This window comes from Streptomyces angustmyceticus (genome assembly GCF_040701845.1).
Taxonomy (GTDB): domain Bacteria; phylum Actinomycetota; class Actinomycetes; order Streptomycetales; family Streptomycetaceae; genus Streptomyces; species Streptomyces angustmyceticus_A.
On the sequence record NZ_JBFBHQ010000001.1, the window covers coordinates 822,090 to 837,447 of the forward strand.

Annotated in this window: 15 protein-coding genes; 8 read left to right on the forward strand and 7 right to left on the reverse strand. The window is 72.8% G+C overall.

Annotated features, from left to right (window positions below; genetic code table 11):
* Positions 1-280: 280 nt before the first annotated feature.
* Positions 281-1,168 carry an RNA polymerase sigma factor SigJ gene (gene sigJ, locus AB0411_RS03475; RefSeq protein WP_366415495.1) on the forward strand — a complete coding sequence of 296 codons (888 nt, stop codon included), beginning with the start codon at positions 281-283 and terminating at the stop codon, positions 1,166-1,168.
* A gap of 30 nt (positions 1,169-1,198) precedes the next feature.
* Here the strand turns inward: sigJ and AB0411_RS03480 are convergent, their stop codons facing one another.
* Positions 1,199-1,558, reverse strand: a complete 360-nt coding sequence (locus AB0411_RS03480) for a GntR family transcriptional regulator (RefSeq protein ID WP_366415496.1) — start codon at positions 1,556-1,558, stop codon at positions 1,199-1,201.
* Between the two features lies 1 nt (position 1,559).
* Positions 1,560-2,549 carry a DUF1648 domain-containing protein gene (locus AB0411_RS03485; RefSeq protein WP_366415497.1) on the reverse strand — a complete coding sequence of 330 codons (990 nt, stop codon included), beginning with the start codon at positions 2,547-2,549 and terminating at the stop codon, positions 1,560-1,562.
* A gap of 88 nt (positions 2,550-2,637) precedes the next feature.
* On the opposite strand from AB0411_RS03485, the gene AB0411_RS03490 reads away from it, so the two are divergent.
* Positions 2,638-4,167, forward strand: a complete 1,530-nt coding sequence (locus AB0411_RS03490; protein WP_366415498.1) for a helix-turn-helix domain-containing protein — start codon at positions 2,638-2,640, stop codon at positions 4,165-4,167.
* A 230-nt stretch (positions 4,168-4,397) separates the two neighbouring features.
* Here the strand turns inward: AB0411_RS03490 and AB0411_RS03495 are convergent, their stop codons facing one another.
* Positions 4,398-5,303: a MerR family transcriptional regulator gene (locus tag AB0411_RS03495; RefSeq protein ID WP_366415499.1), complete on the reverse strand. Its 906-nt coding sequence runs from the start codon at positions 5,301-5,303 to the stop codon at positions 4,398-4,400.
* Positions 5,304-5,436: 133 nt separating this feature from the next.
* Between AB0411_RS03495 and AB0411_RS03500 the strand changes: the two genes are divergently transcribed.
* The 3 genes from AB0411_RS03500 (at position 5,437) to AB0411_RS03510 (ending at position 7,179) form a co-directional block, all read left to right on the forward strand.
* Positions 5,437-5,814, forward strand: a complete 378-nt coding sequence (locus AB0411_RS03500; protein ID WP_366415500.1) for a peptidase inhibitor family I36 protein — start codon at positions 5,437-5,439, stop codon at positions 5,812-5,814.
* A 115-nt stretch (positions 5,815-5,929) separates the two neighbouring features.
* Positions 5,930-6,799, forward strand: coding sequence for a hypothetical protein (locus AB0411_RS03505; RefSeq protein ID WP_366415501.1), 870 nt, complete (start codon positions 5,930-5,932; stop codon positions 6,797-6,799).
* A gap of 14 nt (positions 6,800-6,813) precedes the next feature.
* On the forward strand, positions 6,814-7,179 hold the full coding sequence (locus AB0411_RS03510) for a beta/gamma crystallin-related protein (RefSeq protein ID WP_366415502.1): 366 nt from the start codon (positions 6,814-6,816) through the stop codon (positions 7,177-7,179).
* 132 nt (positions 7,180-7,311) lie between these two features.
* Here AB0411_RS03510 and AB0411_RS03515 read toward each other — a convergent pair whose 3' ends face one another.
* Both AB0411_RS03515 and AB0411_RS03520 read right to left on the reverse strand, forming a co-directional pair.
* Positions 7,312-8,112 carry a VOC family protein gene (locus AB0411_RS03515; protein ID WP_366415503.1) on the reverse strand — a complete coding sequence of 267 codons (801 nt, stop codon included), beginning with the start codon at positions 8,110-8,112 and terminating at the stop codon, positions 7,312-7,314.
* Between the two features lie 373 nt (positions 8,113-8,485).
* On the reverse strand, positions 8,486-9,619 hold the full coding sequence (locus AB0411_RS03520; RefSeq protein WP_366415504.1) for an acyl-CoA dehydrogenase family protein: 1,134 nt from the start codon (positions 9,617-9,619) through the stop codon (positions 8,486-8,488).
* A gap of 227 nt (positions 9,620-9,846) precedes the next feature.
* Between AB0411_RS03520 and AB0411_RS03525 the strand changes: the two genes are divergently transcribed.
* Together AB0411_RS03525 and AB0411_RS03530 are read left to right on the forward strand one after the other, a co-directional pair.
* The gene (locus tag AB0411_RS03525) at positions 9,847-11,454 is read left to right on the forward strand and encodes an AMP-binding protein (RefSeq protein WP_366415505.1); all 1,608 of its coding nucleotides are present in this window, start codon (positions 9,847-9,849) and stop codon (positions 11,452-11,454) included.
* A gap of 4 nt (positions 11,455-11,458) precedes the next feature.
* Positions 11,459-12,310: a PaaX family transcriptional regulator gene (locus AB0411_RS03530; protein WP_366415506.1), complete on the forward strand. Its 852-nt coding sequence runs from the start codon at positions 11,459-11,461 to the stop codon at positions 12,308-12,310.
* Between the two features lie 12 nt (positions 12,311-12,322).
* Here AB0411_RS03530 and AB0411_RS03535 read toward each other — a convergent pair whose 3' ends face one another.
* Positions 12,323-13,057: an HAD family hydrolase gene (locus tag AB0411_RS03535; RefSeq protein WP_366415507.1), complete on the reverse strand. Its 735-nt coding sequence runs from the start codon at positions 13,055-13,057 to the stop codon at positions 12,323-12,325.
* 477 nt (positions 13,058-13,534) lie between these two features.
* Between AB0411_RS03535 and AB0411_RS03540 the strand changes: the two genes are divergently transcribed.
* Complete coding sequence (locus AB0411_RS03540; protein WP_366415508.1) at positions 13,535-14,170, forward strand: TetR/AcrR family transcriptional regulator; 636 nt, start codon at positions 13,535-13,537, stop codon at positions 14,168-14,170.
* 47 nt (positions 14,171-14,217) lie between these two features.
* Here the strand turns inward: AB0411_RS03540 and AB0411_RS03545 are convergent, their stop codons facing one another.
* Entirely contained in the window at positions 14,218-15,249 is a 1,032-nt protein-coding gene (locus AB0411_RS03545) for an MDR family NADP-dependent oxidoreductase (protein WP_366415509.1), read from the reverse strand.
* Positions 15,250-15,358: the final 109 nt, after the last annotated feature.

The following is a 15,358-nucleotide window of genomic DNA, read 5'->3' on the forward strand; positions in this document are numbered from 1 at the left end:
CTGGTCATGCCCCGACCTGTGTCCCCGCTCACGCATCGCCCGCCCGGCCGGGACAAAACGGCAGGCCGCAACGTCACCGCCGAGCCTTCCTCTCGTGCCCCATCCGGCTCGCACCACCCGCGCCTCGTGTCGCCCACGGCCCGGCCCGTGCCACCTCCCGCCCGCGGCCACATCCCGCTCGCGCCGCATCCCGCCCGCCCCGCCGCCCGGCTCGTGTCACATTCGTCCCCCGGCATCCGTCATGTCGGTGACGGAACCCGACGGGGGAGGAACGAGCACCATGAACGACGACCACGAATGGCTGGCGGAGCGGTTCGAGGAGAACCGGGGCCACCTGCGGGCCGTGGCCTACCGCATGCTCGGCTCGGTGAGCGAGGCCGACGACGCCGTCCAGGAGGCGTGGCTGCGGCTGAGCCGGTCCGGCACGGACGGCGTGGAGAACCTGGGCGGCTGGCTGACCACGATCGTCGGGCGGGTGTGCCTGGACCAGCTGCGGATGCGCAAGGCGCGGCGCGAGGACCCGCTCGGCGTCCATGTCCCCGAGCCGATCGTGAGCCCCGCGGACGCCGCCGGGCCGGAGCAGGAGGCGCTGCTGGCCGACTCCGTCGGGCTCGCGCTGCTGGTCGTGCTGGAGACCCTCGCCCCCGCCGAGCGGCTGGCCTTCGTCCTGCACGACATGTTCGCGGTGCCCTTCGACGAGATCGCACCCCTCGTCGACCGCACCCCCGCCGCCGCCCGGCAACTCGCCAGCCGCGCCCGGCGCCGCGTCCAGGGCACCGCCCCGGCCGCCGACACCGACCTCGCCCGTCAGCGGGAAGTGGTCGACGCCTTCCTCGCCGCCTCGCGCGGCGGCGACTTCGAGGCGCTGCTCGCGGTCCTCGACCCGGACGTCGTCCTGCGCGCCGACGCGGGCGACGCGCCCGAAGGCGTCTCGAAGCTGGTCCGGGGAGCGCGCGCGGTCGTCGAGCAGGCGCTCACCTTCTCGCGCTTCGCGGCCTTCGCCCGACCGGCCCTGGTCAACGGCGCGCCGGGGCTCGTCACGGCGCGGGGCGGCCGGCCGTTCTCCGTCATGGGCTTCACGGTCGCGCACGGAAAGATCGTCGAGATCAACATCCTCGCCGACCTGGCACGGCTGAGCCGGCTGGACCTGACGATCCTCGACGACTGACGCCGGGCGGGCGGGGCAGGGCCGCCGCGCCTACCGTCCCGCCAGCCCCGTACGCACCACCGTCACGATCTCCTCGTCGGAGAGTCCCAGGTTGCGGGCCTCGGCGATCAGCCGCTGGGCGGCCTCGCCGAGGCGGGCGCGGGCCGGGGACGCGGCGCCGGTGACCACCGCGCCCCGGCCGCGCCGGAGTTCGATCAGCCCCTCCTCCTTGAGGCGCTGATAGCCGCGCAGCACCGTATGGACGTTCACGCCGAGCGAGGCGGCGAGCGCGCGGGCGGCCGGCAGCCGCTCCCCGGCGTCGACCGTGCCGTCGGCGATGGCGCCGCGGACCGAGGCCGCGATCTGGTCACCGAGCGGGACGGACGAGCCGGGGTCCACCCGGAAGAGCACCTCAGCCTCCTTGCCGCGCCCGTGCGCGGTCCGTGTACGTATTGAGCAGGGCCACGGCGGTCGCGGCATCGTCGACCGTCACCACGAACTCCCTGCCATTGGTCAGCCGCACCACGATGCCCTCGCCCGAGCGCAGGACGAGGCCGCTGCCGCCGGCCCGGATGCGGTAGCCCCAGCCGCCGAACTCGGCGAGGCAGGCGATCCGGCGGCTACCGGCCTCCACGATGCGGTCCAGCGGGATACGGCGGAGACGGACACGATAGGGCAGCAGCGCCGGCGACAGGGCCAGCCCGTGCCGGTCCACGGTGACCCGGACGGAGGCCAGCGGAAGGACCGCGACACCCCCGAGCAGCAGCCCCGCACCGCCGAGCCATCCGGCGAGGACGCCCAGGACGACGCCGGCGCCGAGCATCGCCACCCCGAGCACGACCAGCGGGGGCGAGCTGATGGTGCGCGACCAGCCGGCGGTCGCACCGTCGGGGAGGTCCAGCCGGGGCGTGGCGCCGCGCGCCCGCCGTGGCGCCGCGGGCGCCGCCCCGGCGAGCAGCCGCCCCAGCACGCCGGCGAGCAGCGCCGCGCCGAGGCTCACGGCCGTCTGCCACAGCGGCTGCCGGACGGCGGCGGGGTCGGGGACGTCGACGTTGGCGAGCCGTGTCAGGCACATGACGTAGCCGAGCCCGGCGGCGGTGGCGCAGGAGCCGGCGATCAGCCAGGGCACTTCGGGGGTGTGCTCACGCAGCCGGACGGACAGGCCGGCCCCGACGCCGAGGACGAGGAGCACGGCGAGGCATCCGGCGACGAAGCCGGGCGCCGAGGAGAAGCCGTCGGCGCGGTCGCCGGTGAAGTGGGTGGCGAGCGGATCGGGCAGCCGCCCGGCCACCACGGCGTAGAGGCCGCCGAGCACCACGATCACGACAACGAAGGGGAGGACGGCGAACCAGGTCCGCCGAGAGCCGGTCGAGGGGGAAGCCGAACGCTCTGCACTCTTCATGACTACCTCTCAGTTGTTCGGATAGTACTAGAACAACTCGGCACGCCACAATTGCGCATCCATCTCATATCTGAGATACGGTCACCTCATGGCAGACGACTACCTCGTACGCATCGGCAGGCTCATCCGTGACGCCCGGCAGCACCGTGGCTGGACACAGACGCAGCTCGCCGAAGCTCTCGGCACCAGCCAGAGCGCGGTCAACCGCATCGAACGCGGGAATCAGAACATCAGCCTTGAGATGATCGCTCGTATCGGCGAGGCGCTCGACAGCGAAATCGTCTCGCTCGGCTACGCCGGCCCGATGCACCTGCGGGTGGTCGGCGGACGCCGGCTGTCCGGCAGCATCGACGTGAAGACGAGCAAGAACGCCTGTGTTGCGCTGCTGTGCGCCACGCTGCTGAACGCGGGCCGCACAACTCTGCGCCGGGTGGCCCGCATTGAAGAGGTCTACCGCATCCTCGAAGTGCTGGGCAGCATCGGCGTGCGGACCCGGTGGATCAACGACGGGAACGACCTGGAGATCGTCCCGCCCGCGGAACTCGACCTCGACTCGATGGACACCGAGGCCGCCCGCCGCACCCGCAGCGTCATCATGTTCCTCGGCCCGCTGCTGCACCGCATGGACCACTTCAAGCTGCCGTACGCGGGCGGTTGCGACCTCGGCACCCGCACCGTCACGCCCCACATGACGGCACTGCGCCACTTCGGCCTGGAGATCACCGCGACCGACGGCACCTACATCGCCGAGGTGGACCGCACTGTCGCCCCCAAGCGCGCCATCGTGCTGACCGAACGCGGCGACACCGTCACGGAGAACGCGCTGCTGGCCGCCGCCCGGCACGACGGCGTCACCGTCATCCGCAACGCCTCGTCCAACTACATGGTCCAGGACCTCTGCTTCTTCCTGGAGGAGCTGGGCGTCCGTGTCGACGGCATCGGCACCACCACCCTCACCGTCCACGGCGCCGCCCGCATCGAACGCGATGTGGACTTCGCACCGTCCGAGGACCCCGTCGAGGCAATGAGCCTGCTGGCGGCGGCCGTTGTCACCGAGTCGGAGCTGACCATCCGCCGGGTCCCGGTCGAGTTCCTGGAGATCGAACTGGCCGTCCTGGAGGAGATGGGCCTGGACCACGAGCGCAGCGCGGAGTACGCCGCCGACAACGGCCGTACCCGGCTGATCGATCTGACGGTCCGCCCCTCCAAGCTCCAGGCCCCCCTGGACAAGATCCACCCGATGCCCTTCCCGGGCCTCAACATCGACAACGTCCCCTTCTTCGCGGCCATCGCCGCCAGCGCCCAGGGCCAGACCCTCATCCACGACTGGGTCTACGACAACCGCGCCATCTACCTCACGGACCTCAACCGCCTCGGCGCCCAGGTCAAACTCCTCGACCCGCACCGGGTCCTGGTCGACGGCCCGACGCGCTGGCGCTCCTCGGAAATGATGTGCCCCCCGGCCCTCCGCCCCGCCGTCGTCGTCCTCCTCGCCATGATGGCCGCCGAGGGCACCTCCGTCCTCCGCAACGTCTACGTCATCAACCGCGGCTACGAGGACCTGGCCGAACGCCTCAACTCGCTGGGGGCGCAGATTGAGATCTTCCGGGACATCTGACACGCGAGTGCCGCCGCGCTCTTTCTGACCTGCGAGGAAGTGGGTCAGAAGGAGATGCGGCGGCGCTCCTGGGGCTCCTGGGGCGGTGCGACCGAACCGGACTCCGGGGGCCTCGGCCGGGCCCGACCTGTCCGGCCCGCGCCGCACGAAGACCGCATCGGTGGCGGCGCTGCCCCGCGCACCCGCCGGAGTCGTGCCCCCACCTCTCGGGGCCCGCCGGCGGGACGGCGTTATCGCGCCGGTTCGGCTTCTTGCCGCGAAGCGAGGGCCTCGACCAACCAGCAGTGTGTGATCCCCAGGTTGGGACGCTGCGCGGCCGTGATCGTGGCGACGTGTTGCCAGTAGCGGCGGAAGAGGGGAATGGTGCTGTGCAGCTGCGCGCCTATGAAGGCGCGGAATCCGGGTGTGTCGTCCTCGCCGCGGGAGCGGGCGCAGGCCCGGGAGAAGTGGTCCAGGGCCTCTCCGGGCTGGGGTGGCAGGCCGTCGGCGACGGTGCCGGCGGCGAGCTCGGAGGTGTCGAGGAGTTCCGAGTACAGCGACGCCTTGTCGCGCACGTGGGGGCAGGCCCAGTAGACGGGGAAGTCCGGGTGCCTGGTGAGTGTGTGCAGTTCGGCGTAGGCCAGGACCACTTCCGCGGTGGGGTTCGGCGGAGGTTCCGGAACGGCCTGTGCGGTGATGGCATCGGCGAGGCGCGCCGTCACGGATGCGGGAATCGTCCGCCCCCATGCCTCTGCGAGCCGGTCCTGGGCTTCGGGCAGACGCTGGACCCGGGACAACACTTCCAGGCGGCGGAGCCGCTCCTGTGCGGAGCAGTTGTCCAGTGCCTCCAGGGTGGCCTGGCGCCAGTGGAGTTCGGTTAATCGGCTCCGCACCAGACCCATCTCGTCGGCGATGAGGTCGCCGAGGCTGCGTTCGCCGGAGGCCAGCTGGGCGAGGGTGGAGATCGGGGTGTCCAGCGCGCGCAGCCGCTGGACGAGGTGCAGTTGTTCCAACGCCTCCGGCCGGTATCGGCGGTGACCCCCGGCGCTTCGCTCAGCGACGGGCAGCAGGCCCACGTCGGAGTAATACCGGACCGTCTTCACCGGCAGCCCGGTGCGGGCCGCCAACTGCCCAATGGTCCATGTGACCTCTCTCACAGCTACTTGAACCTCCAGCGCACGGGAGCTCTTAGCGTACGAAGTGCCGGTCGAGCACGAGACACAAGAAACCGGCCAACACCGCACTCCTCTCACGGAGTTCACGTGGGAGCCGACCCGAGGGGAACACCTCATGCGTATCCGTCACATCGTCGCCGCGGGTGCCGCCGCGACCGCACTCTCGCTCGGTGCCGTGCTGCCGGCCTTCGCCGACGATCACGCTCCGGTCGCCCAGCAGGCCGCCGCCAAGCGGAAGGTCAAGGTCTACCAGGACGCCGAGTACAGGAACCGGAACACGACCTTCACCGAGAACATGCGGAACCTGAAGAAGGACGGCTGGAACGACACCATCAGCTCCGCCAGGAACCTCGGCACGTGCACGGTCACGTTCTACCAGCACAAGAACTACGAGGGCGCCCGCTTCTCCCTGGCCAAGGGCGAGCGGGAGCCCCACTTCGGCGACCACCCCCACATGAGCGACGCGACGAGCTCCGTCAAGTTCCGCTGCTGACAGCGGGCTGCATCGGCAAGGCACCGCTGACGGGCGGGGTGCGGCGAACGGGGGGCGCCGCACCCCGCCGCCCTGCCCCCCACGCGCCCCGCGCTCTGCACGACGAGAGGCCACCATGCCGCCCTTCCCCGCCCGCACCACCACCGCGCTCGCTCTTCTGCTCCTGGCCACCACCGCCTGCACAGCCGCCGAGCACGAACCCCCGCGCGCCCCGCACTCCCTGCCGGTGTCCCGGCAGGCCGGACTGCTCCGACTCCCCCTGGACGCCTATGCGTCGACGGTGGCCGAGACCCACCTCGTGGAAGACGCCCAGGACATCCTCATGCGCCGGTGCATGAAGGACCGGGGCATGGAGTGGAAGACCCTGCCCCTGGTGGACGCCCAGGACACCGAGCCGCCGAACCTCCGACGGTACGGAGCCGACGAGGTGGAGGCCCTCCGCTACGCATATCACCCGCGCCCCGAACCGCCGTCGGTGGTCCGGCGCAGCCGTGCCTGGGACGAGCGCGAGGCGCTCCCGGCCGACGTGCGGCGCGCGGCCTACGGCCCCTCCGGCAAGGGCGGCTGCCTCGCGGCCACCGACCGCCAACTCGTCGGCGACACCGCTCCACCCGACCACCACGCCTTCAACCAGCTGACCGGAACCGCCCTGGAAACCTCCCGGCGCACCCCCGAAGTACGCGACGCCCTGCGCCGATGGCACACCTGCATGGCCGAGGCGGGCTACGACTACCCGGACCCCTACGCCGCCGCCGGCAGCGAGCGCTGGGAGACGACCGGGCCCACACCGGCCGAACGCGCCACCGCCCGCGCCGACGTGGCCTGCCAGAAGTCCGCGAAGCTGGTGACGGTGTGGGCAGCGGCCGAGACCCGGGTCCAGCAGCGTCTGATCCGGCAGAACGCCGGCCGCCTGCACGAGGCGAAGGCCCGCAAGGACCGCTGGCTGGCAGCCGCCCGCCGCGTCCTGAAGCGTGCGGGCGGCTGAGGCAGGGCCACCTCGTGTCCTCCCAGGAGGCCGCCGGCACGTCCAAGCCCCGCAAGGCGAAGGTCCAGCTCTACGAACAGCCCAAGTGCAAGGGCAGGTACGCGGTCTTCACCCACAGCGTGGCAGATCTGAGGGCGAACGGCTGGGAGCACAGCGGTTCCGCCAGGAACCCCGGCAAGCGCATCACCTGCTACGAGCGCATCAACTACGGGGGCGCCCGCTTCTCCCTGGCACCGGGCGAGTCGGAGAGCGCCGTGGTCTGCCGGGTCACCGAGAGCGCCGGACCCCCGCGACCCACCGGCCGGCCGCTGTCGCACCTGCGGAAGCCCGCACCGGCGCTCGCGGCCCGGTCATCAAGGGTTCCGGTCTCGCCGGCGTGATTCCCTCGGGGTCCCAGCGGTTCCCCGTTGGTGCTGGGGCGTTTCGGCGGCCGGGGTGCGGCGGCGCGTGGGAGCGGCGTCCGGTCGCCCAACCGTAGGCAAGTGCCGCCGCCCGGCCCCCAGATGGAGCCGTCAGAGCGTCCCCTCCGGCGTGAGTACCACGAATTCGGCGCCGAACGGGTCCGTGCAGACGGCGAGGCGGCCGACGCCCTCGGCGGTCTCCGGGCCCATGGAGAGGGTGCCGCCGTTGCCGGTCACCATGCCGACGGTGGCATCGCAGTCCCGGGAGGCGAACACCGGGTGCCAGTACGGCCTTCCGCCGGGTCCGAGCAGGTCGGCCGGGACTTCCATGAGGCCGCCGTGCATCCGTTCCTCGCCGCAGTCGGCAGGGGTGAGCAGGGTGTAGATGCCGCCCCCGCCGGGGAGCGGCGTGTCCTGGGTGCTCCAGCCGAAGACCGTCTGGTAGAAGGTCCGGGCGGCAGCCGCGTCGGTGGTGTACAGCTCGGTCCAGCACAGGTTTCCCGGGCCGTCCGCGGCTTCGACGCCCGGGTAGCGCATCGGCTGCCAGACGGCGAACTCCGCGCCCTGCGGGTCCGTGAGCCGGGCGAACCGGCCGTCGTCCGCACCGACCAGGGTGGGGGCGGAGCGGACCGCGCCGCCGGCCTGCTCCACCGCCGCGGCGGTCGCGTCCGCGTCGGGGGTGTGGAAGTAGAGCGTCCAGGCCGGGCGGGCGCCGTCCCCGGGGAGCGGACCGACGGCGCCGACGGCCTTGCCGTCGAGCCGGAAGAGCGTGTATCCACCCGCGCCCTGGTCACCGTACGGTTCGGCCCGCCAGCCGAACACGGCCCGGCAGAAGGCCGCCGCGACCTCGACATCGGGGGAACCGAGGTCGAGCCAGCACGGGGAGCCGGGGACGAAGTCAGTAGTGATCATGACGACTCCCTTCGCGGGTCCTCTCGCCTCAGCGTGCCATCCGGCACCGGCCACCGCCCGTCGGCCGGGATGTCGCGGCTGCCCCTCGGCTTGCCGAACCGACGCGGACCCGGCTGGTCAGGACCAGCGGCGCACGGCGGACGGCAGACGGCAGACAGCAGACAGCAGACAGCAGACAGCAGACAGCAGACAGCAGACAGCAGACAGCAGACAGCAGACAGCGCGGCGTACCGGGTACGGGGCACGCATCGCCAATCGGTCGCCCGTATGGATATGGGTGTGCGTGCGCAGCACGCCGTACACGGGGATGGCCGCCGCCGGCGCCAGAACCACCCCCGCCACCAGGACCGCGTCCACCCAGGACCGCCCCCGCTCAGGACCTCCCCCGGTACAGCTCCTTGGCGATGATCGAGCGCTGTACCTCCGTGGCGCCTTCGTAGATGCGGGGCGCGCGGACCTCGCGGTAGAGGTGTTCCAGCAGGTGGCCTCGCTGGAGTGCGCGGGCGCCGTGGATCTGGACGGCGGCGTCGACGACGTACTGGGCGGTCTCGGTCGCGAGCAGCTTGGCCATCGCCGAGCGGCGGGCGATGTCGGGGGCCCCGGTGTCGTACGCGGAGGCGGCCGCGTACACCAGGAGGCGGGCCGCTTCGACGCGGGTGGCCATCTCGGCGAGCTGGTGGCCGACGGACTGCAGGTCCTTGAGGGGGCCGCCGAACGCGGTGCGCGCGCCGGCGTGCGTCAGCGCCGCGTCCAGTGCGGCCTGGGCCATGCCGACCGCGAAGGCGCCGACGCTCGGCCGGAAGAGGTTCAGGGTGGCCATCGCGACGGCAAAGCCGCCGTCCACCTCACCCAGGACATCCGCCCTGGTCACGGGCGTGCCGTCGAACTCCAGCGTCCCGATGGGGTGCGGGCTGAGCATGTCCAGGTGGGCGCCGGTCAGGCCCGGCCGGTCGGCGGGCACGAGGAAGGCGGTCACGCCGCGCGCGCCCGCCCCGCCGTTGGTACGGGCGAAGACGGTGGCGAAGTCCGCCTCGGGGGCGTTGGAGATCCAGCATTTCTCGCCGGTGAGCCGCCAGCCGTCCGGGCCGTCCGGTTCGGCGGCCAGGGACAGCGCGGCGGCGTCCGAGCCCGCGCCCGGCTCGCTGAGCGCGAAGGACGCGACCGCGCGCCCCGCGGCCACCTCCGGCAGCCAGCGGGCGCGCTGGGCCTCGGTCCCGGACTGCACGATCGGATAGCTCCCCAGGCCCTGGAGGGCCAGTGCGGTCTCCGCCTCCGTGCACTCCTGGGCGAGGGATTCCCGCAACAGGCACAGGTCCAGGGCGCGCAGGGCGCCGCCGTCGGGGAACAGGCGGCGCAGCAGGCCGAGTTCGCCGAGGGCGGCGACCAGCGGGCGGTTGACCCGGCCCTCCGCCCCCTTCTCGGCCAGCGGGCTCAGCCGTTCGGCCGTCAGCGCGCGCAGTTCGGCGCACCATTCCTGCTCGTCCGGCCCCAGTACGCATACGGTCACGAAGCGGCTCCCCTGGTAACGGTGCTCTATCGCGGTCTGTTGACTGCCGTCACGAACACGTTACGCTGACGGCGGATCCGAACGGCAGTACCCGGCCCGTCGCACGAGCAGCCCCGCGCGCCCTCCCGACCGGTCACCGCACCGCCCGCCCCGCCCCCGGCCGCTCGTCGGCCACGCCCACGCGAGCCCGCCATGATCCGTACATCACGCCCTAGGGGGCATACGCCATGGAGCTACGGCCCTCGGCCCACGCCGACACCTTCGCGCGCGACCGCCTGCCGCCCCACGACCAGTGGCCGCACCTCACCGACCTGGGCTATCCCGACCGGCTGAACTGCGGCGCCGAGCTGCTGGACGGCACCATCGCGCGGTTCGGCGCCGACCGGCCCGCGGTCCGTGACGCGAGCGGCCCGGTCTGGACGTACGGGGAACTGCGGGCGCAGGTCGACGCGATCGCCCATGCGCTGACCGGCCCGCTGGGGGTGGTGCCGGGCAACCGCGTCCTGCTGCGCGGGCCCACCACGCCCTGGCTGGCGGCCTGCTGGCTCGCCGTGATGAAGGCAGGGGCGGTCGCGGTGACCGTGCTGGCCGCGCAGCGCCCGGAGGAGCTCGCCACGATCGCGGGGATCGCGCAGGTGCGCCATGCGCTGTGCGACGTCCGCTCGGTCGACGACCTCGTCAAGGCCGAGATCCCGGGGCTGCGGATCACCACGTTCGGCGGGGACGGGCCGGGCGATCTGCGGCAGCTGGCCCCGCCCGGCGGCGCGCCGTACCCGGCCGTGGAGACCTCCGCCGACGATGTCGCGCTGATCGCCTTCACCTCCGGCACCACCGGCCGCCCCAAGGGCTGTATGCACTTCCACCGTGATGTGCTGGCCATCGCGGACACCTTCTCGGCGCAGGTGCTGCGCCCGGAGCCGGACGACGTGTTCGCGGGCAGCCCGCCGCTCGGATTCACCTTCGGTCTCGGCGGGCTGGTGATCTTCCCGCTGCGGGCCGGCGCCTCGACCTACCTCGCCGACTGGGGCGGCCCGGAGCAGTTGCTCGGCGACATCGCGGCGCACCGCATCTCGGTGCTGTTCACCGCGCCGACCGCCTACCGCGCGATGCTGCCCAAGCTCCCCGGGCACGACGTCTCCTCGCTGCGCCGGTGCGTGTCGGCCGGTGAGAACCTGCCCGCCGCGACCTGGCAGTCCTGGCACGAGGCGACCGGCCTGCGGATCATCAACGGCATCGGCGCCACGGAACTGCTGCACATCTTCATCTCCGCCGCCGACGGCGCGGTCCGCCCCGGTACGACGGGGCTGCCGGTGCCCGGATTCGAGGCGCGGGTGGTGGGCGCGGACGGCGCCCCGCTGCCGGACGGCGAACCGGGGCTGCTGGCCGTCCGCGGACCGACCGGCTGCCGCTATCTCGCCGACCCCCGGCAGACGGAGTACGTACGCGACGGGTGGAACCTCACCGGCGACGCCTATGTCCGCGAACCGGACGGCTACTTCCGCTATGTGGCCCGCGCGGACGACATGATCATCTCGGCCGGCTACAACATCGCGGGCCCCGAGGTGGAGGACGCGCTGCTGCGGCATCCCGACGTGTCCGAGGCGGCGGTGGTCGGACGGGCCGACGAGGACCGCGGGCAGGTGGTGGTCGCCCATGTCGTGCTGCGGCCCGGCGTTTCCCCGGGAGAGGACACCGTCGCCGCGCTCCGCGCCTTCACCAAGACCCGGATCGCGCCCTACAAATGCCCGCGTGAGATCGTCTTCCACACCTCTCTGCCGCGCACCCCGACCGGGAAGCTGCAGCGCTTCCGCCTGCGGGGACCCCATCTAGAGTGACCCGGTGAACGACCAGCAAACGCAGCGCACCCCACGGTCCCTGATCGTCACGTTCTACGGCGCCTACGGACGCGACGGGACCGGCTCGGCGGGCGGTACCGCCGAGCCGGTGCCGGTCGCCGCCCTGATCCGGCTGCTCGGTGCGCTCGGGGTGGACCCGCCGTCGGTGCGCTCCGCGGTCTCCCGGCTCAAGCGGCGCGGGCTGCTGGTCGCCGGGCGCACGGCCACGGGGGCGGCCGCGTACGGCCTGTCCGACGCGGCCCGCCAGCTCCTGGAGGACGGCGACCGGCGGATCTTCGGCCGCCCGGCCGCGCGGCTGTCCGACGGCTGGGTACTGGCCGTCTTCTCCGTCCCCGAGGAGGAGCGGCACAAGCGGCACCTGCTGCGCTCCCGGCTGGCGCGGCTCGGCTTCGGCACCGCGGCGCCGGGTGTGTGGATCGCCCCCGCACAGCTCTACGAGGAGACCCGGCACACCCTGGAGCGGCTGCAACTCGCCCCGTACGTCGACCTGTTCACCGGCGACCACGCCGGGTTCGCCCCCACGGCCGACGCGGTGGCGCGCTGGTGGGACCTGGACGCCCTCGCCGCGCGGCACCGCGCCTTCCTCGACGAGCAGGAGCCCGTCCTCGCACGGTGGTCGCGGCGCCGCTCGGTGCCCCCCGAAGCGGCCTACCGCGACTATCTCCTGGCGCTGGACGCCTGGCGCCAGCTGCCCTACGCGGATCCCGGACTGCCCTCTCCCCTCCTGCCGGAGGACTGGCCGGGAGGCCGCGCGGCCGAGGTGTTCGGCCGGCTGCACACCGCGCTGCACACCGCCGGGGCCCGTTACGCGCACGAGGTGACGAGCGGGGCCTAGGCCGCGCCCGCCTCAGCGGCGGCGCTGCTGGGCCCCCACCGCGGCGACGCCGGACCGCGGCCTGGCAGCGGCGATCACGGAGACCACGTCCTTGAACGAGCTGCACATCCGGGTGCCGGCAACCGCGGCGAGCTCGCCGAACGTGCCGACGCCGTAGGTCACCGCGACCGGCTCCATGCGCGCGGTGACCGCCATCCTCATGTCCCCCACCGTGTCCCCCACATACGCGCTCTGCCAGGCCGCGACGCCGAGCCTGCCCGCCGCCCGCAGCACCATCTCCGGGTGCGGCTTGCCCCGCCGGACCATGTCCTGGCCGATGACCGGACCGACCAGGTCGCGGATGCCCATGACGTCGAGCAGCGCCTCGGCGCTGCGGGTGGTCTTGGACGTGGCGACGGCCAGCTCCACGCCGTGGGCGCGCAGCGCGGACAGACCCGCGGTCACGCCGGGGAAGAGCAGCTGCGGTCCCTGGCACAGGACTTCGTAGGCGAACAGTTCACGGTAGCGGGAGATGGCCGCCTGCACCCGGCCGTCGTCCTCGGGCCTGCCCAGCAGCCGGCCGAAGGCCGGGCCGGGCGGCTTGCCGATGGCGGCCGCCGCCTGCCGGGCGGTCACCGAACACCCCTGCTCCGAGGCCACCTTGACCAGCAGTTTGCTGATCGGGGGGAGCGTGTTGGCGAGGGTGCCGTCCAGATCGAAGACGGCGGCCCTGATCGTCTCGCCGCCGGCACCCCGCACACCTCTCACGGGACGTTCGACTTCCGTTGCTACGCGCATGGGTGGAGACCTTTCCGGATTCCGATGGGGGTGCAGGGGCTCGGGTGACGTTGCCGGCTCGGCTGGTTGCGCGGCCTGCGGTCGAGGGCTGGTGAGGGCAGAGGCGGTCTCGCCATGGCGCACGGCCGTCCCGGGCGGTACGCGACCGTCAAGGCGGCTGCAACGGAAGGGACCTTCCCGTTTACCGCCTTCCGAGATTTAAAAACCGTCTGCGCTGTTTGTCAATGGACCTTTGTCGCTTCTGACGGGTCGACAACACCCTTGCGGCGGGCGAAACTGGGGGAGAGCGCTCCAAAAGTCCCCGGGGCCCTTCCGGCGGCCGATCGCCGTCTTCGCGTCAGGGCGTACCAGTTCCGGCCAATCCCTTCAAGCATACAGAACCGCATGGTTGGTTTTCTATGTAGACTGCAGTGAGCTCGCAGCCGTACTAGAGACGGGACGGACACCGTGCCCACCCAGCATCGCGCCATCCAGAGCCGCCAGGCACTCATCCGCTCGGCCGCAGAGACCTTCCTGGAGAAGGGGGTACCCGCAGCGGGCATGGTCGAGATCAGCCGACGGGCCCGGCTGAGCAAGGGGGCTCTCTACTTCCACTTCACGTCCAAGGACGACCTCACGCTCGCGGTACGCGACGCCGCGCTCGCGACCCTCAAGGAGATCGAGGACGCCTTCACCCGGTCCCCGGAGCCACTGGCGAGCGCCGTCAGGAACTTCACCGTGGAGCTGTTCGACCGGGTCGAGTCGGACGCCGTGCTGCGCGCCGGACTGCGGCTGCGCCCGGAGACCGCGCCGGGGCTCGGCATCTACGCCCTGGAGCAGCGCTGGTACGCCCTCTTCCTCGACAAGGCGGTCACCTGCGGGACGGGCGGACCGGCCGGGCCGCACGCCTCGGACACCGAACCGCGGCGCACGGCCCAGCTGTTGACCTCGCTCGTGGTGGGCCTGCTCCATCTGGGCAGCGAGGACCGGACGTGGTGGGACAGGGAGGCCGTCGTCGGACTCTGGGAGCTGCTGCCGGCCGCGGCGGGACAGGTCTGTGCCCTCGGCGTCCCGGCGCCTGCGCAGCTCCCGGCGGCGGGCTGACCGGACCGGCCCGCACGGCCTCCCCGACGCCTCCTAGGGGCGCGGCCTCACAACTCGACCAGTACGGCCCCGATATGACGCCCCTGCGTGAGTTCGCACAGCGCCCGCGGCGCCTGCTCGATGCCCTTCAGCAGGGCGTGCGGGAAGACCAGGGAGCCCTCCCGCAGGCCCTGCCCGAACTCCTTGGTCCACTCCTGCGGCAGATCCGGGTGCGCATGGAGGCCGAAGCCGCGCAGGACCACCCGGCGCGTGATGACCAGCGCCGTGTCCAGCTCCACCGGGGCGCCGCTGACGCCGCCGCTCCCGCCGAGCTGGCTGGAGAGCGCGCCGACCAGCGCGAACCGCGCATCGGGCCGGGCCAGTGCGAGCGCCGCCGTGAGCTGCTCGCCGCCCACGGTGTCCAGCAGCACGTCGACGCCGCCCGGCGCCGCCCGGCGCAGCTGGCGTTCGATCGGCCCGGCGCCGCGCACGATCGTGTCGTCGTACCCCAACTCGGCGCGCAGCCGGGCCGCCTTGCGCTCCGAGCCGGTGCTGCCGACGACCCGGCCGGCGCCCAGCCGCCGCGCCAGCAGGCCGGCCAGGCTGCCCACCCCGCCGGCCGCTCCGGTGACGAAAACGGTGTCCCCCGGTCGGATCTCGGCGGCCAGGCGCAGCGCCCCCCAGGCCGTCGCCCCCTGCGACAGGTGTGCGGCGGGGCTCGGCAGCTCCGCCGGGTCCAGCCGTCGTATGCGCGCCTCCTCGACGGCCGCGAACTCGCGCCAGCCGTAGGGGTGATGGACCAGTTCGCCGGGTGTGAAGCCACCGTCCGGAGCCGCCACCACCTCGCCGACCGCGGAGCCCCACAGCGCCTCGCCCGGCGCAAATGAGGCCATTGGCAGGCGCATTCCGGCCATCTGCGTCCGCATCGCCGCGGTCACCGCCATCACACGGGTACGCACCAGCACCTGTCCCGGACCCGGTTCCGGCACCGGTACCTCGGCGATGGTGAAATGACCTTCCGTCAGTTCACCATCGCCCCGGTGGGCGAGCCGGACTTCACGGTGGAGGGCGGGTATGGCGGGGACGACGGTGGGGGGCATCGGACTGCTCCTCGCGCTCGTAGTGCTCGCCGGCGCCGTACCGTTTCACGGCGCCGGATCGTGCCGATCGGGCTCTCCGCCGGGGTCCGCAGAATTCAATACCGCATGG

Bases quoted from the DNA above. Each gene is read 5' to 3' on its own strand.
- sigJ (WP_366415495.1), top strand. From the start codon at position 281: ATGAACGACGACCACGAATGGCTGGCGGAGCGGTTCGAGGAGAACCGG.
- AB0411_RS03485 (WP_366415497.1), bottom strand. From the start codon at position 2,549: ATGAAGAGTGCAGAGCGTTCGGCTTCCCCCTCGACCGGCTCTCGGCGG.
- AB0411_RS03490 (WP_366415498.1), top strand. From the start codon at position 2,638: ATGGCAGACGACTACCTCGTACGCATCGGCAGGCTCATCCGTGACGCC.
- AB0411_RS03500 (WP_366415500.1), top strand. From the start codon at position 5,437: ATGCGTATCCGTCACATCGTCGCCGCGGGTGCCGCCGCGACCGCACTC.
- AB0411_RS03505 (WP_366415501.1), top strand. From the start codon at position 5,930: ATGCCGCCCTTCCCCGCCCGCACCACCACCGCGCTCGCTCTTCTGCTC.
- AB0411_RS03515 (WP_366415503.1), bottom strand. From the start codon at position 8,112: ATGATCACTACTGACTTCGTCCCCGGCTCCCCGTGCTGGCTCGACCTC.
- AB0411_RS03525 (WP_366415505.1), top strand. From the start codon at position 9,847: ATGGAGCTACGGCCCTCGGCCCACGCCGACACCTTCGCGCGCGACCGC.
- AB0411_RS03545 (WP_366415509.1), bottom strand. From the start codon at position 15,249: ATGCCCCCCACCGTCGTCCCCGCCATACCCGCCCTCCACCGTGAAGTC.